Below are 1,659 nucleotides of genomic sequence, written 5' to 3'. Positions count from 1 at the left end.
CTAAGCATATCCCAAAAGCAGTAGCCACAAGGGCAAACCCTATAGATTTACTTATAACCACTGGGTTTGAAATACCTCTAGATGCCAAGTTAGCAAATGACTCTATCAAAGCCAATATACTTCCAAGCAGACCAAGCAAAGGCCCTGATGTTACTCCAAAATCCAATATCCACATACTACTCTTTAATTTTGTTATGAGCTTGTATGCTTCTTTTTCTGTAGCCTGATTTATTTGATTTTTTGTCTTACTTATCTGTATGAACTTATACACTATAACATAGTTAGAAATAACGAATACTACAAACATTATCACAAAAACAGCCTTATGAAGTATTTCTAAATCCATCTAATCCTCCTTTCTATTCAAATATTCTAAAAAACTTATGTTAATTTTTTATTAAGAAATCCCTTCTCCCCTTCCCATATACTGTATGAAAAAGAAGCTTCAAAAATATGCCCTTATCCCGGCAGATATAGTTATAGGTGGCGCTACATAGTAAGTACCTGATGTATCACCAGTGCCTATATAACCTATGTATGTTTTGTTGGTAAGGTTTAATACATTTAAAAATCCGTAGAACTTTTTCCCAAATACATAGAAGTCTCTTGAAATGTTTAAGTTTGCTACAACGTAAGATGGTATTTCTTGGGTATTTGTGGAATCACCGTATCTTGAGCTTTCATATATTAAATATGGGAATATGTCAAATCCATAAAGCTTGTAGTCTAAACCCAGTTTCCCCATATACTTAGGTGTGTTTGGAAGCTGATTGCCTGTCACATTTAGATAAGTGCTTCCAGAATAGTAACCGTTTTCAAATTTTGCTCTATTGTAAGAAAAAGAGCTTACAATGGATAGGTTTTTCATAAGACTTCCTAAAATTTCAAGCTCTCCACCATATGCTTTTACCTTACCTACGCTTTGAGGATATGTTATATTAGGGTTGTTTGGCTCTGTGAAGTATACAATCTTGTTTTTGTAATCTACATAGTATATATCTGGTTTTATTAAAAAGTTTCCAAGACTAATATTGATGCCTACATCGTAAGAATCTGCTTGCTCTGGGGATAAGTTGTCTATCACCTGCTGTATCGTAGTGCCTTTGGGTGGAGAACCTTGATAGCTAGCTGGTACTTGGAAATTCTTTGCATAGTTAAAATATGGATAAAGGTAGCTGTTTATCTTATAGCCTATATTTATGCTTGGTAAAAACTTTCTGTAGGTTTTTACATAGGATTGACTTGGATTTATAGTAAGAGGGTAGTTATATATATCATCGTCTGGTAAGTAAGGTAATTTGTTTGTGTTAAATTCTTTGTAATCTCTTTTTACCTGTGCATACTTTAAACCAAGCTCAAAATCAAAACCATGAAAATCTTTTAAATCAAAGATAGCGTAAGGTGTTTGGGTGGTTGTGTATACTTTATCTATATAACCATAATAATTAAAAGTTGTGTTGTAATTTCCGTTGGAAAAGTTGTTTAATTTAAAATTTGTACTGAAATTTTCTAGATCCGCTCTTTCATACCAAAAACCAGCAGTTATTTTAAAAGGGTTTTTATGAAAAACTGCCTGAGCAATAAACCCAGGTCTTTTTGTATAATTGTAAGATACACCGTAATTTATATATTTACCGTATCTATTGTAATAAGCAGAAG

Annotated in this window: 2 protein-coding genes; both read right to left on the bottom strand. The window is 32.7% G+C overall.

Annotation, left to right across the window (positions count from 1 at the left end):
• The coding region (locus ACP5S8_RS08315; protein ID WP_461876472.1) for a MotA/TolQ/ExbB proton channel family protein at nucleotides 1-346 on the bottom strand (346 nt) is incomplete at its 3' end.
• A gap of 99 nt (nucleotides 347-445) precedes the next feature.
• A partial coding sequence (locus ACP5S8_RS08310) for a TonB-dependent receptor (RefSeq protein ID WP_461876471.1) occupies nucleotides 446-1,659 on the bottom strand: 1,214 nt, incomplete at its 5' end.

It is taken from the genome of Hydrogenobaculum sp., from assembly GCF_049967395.1.
Taxonomy (GTDB): Bacteria; Aquificota; Aquificia; order Aquificales; family Aquificaceae; genus Hydrogenobaculum.
Note: the sequence above shows the minus strand (reverse complement) of the source record. Positions and strands in the feature narration are given on the sequence as shown.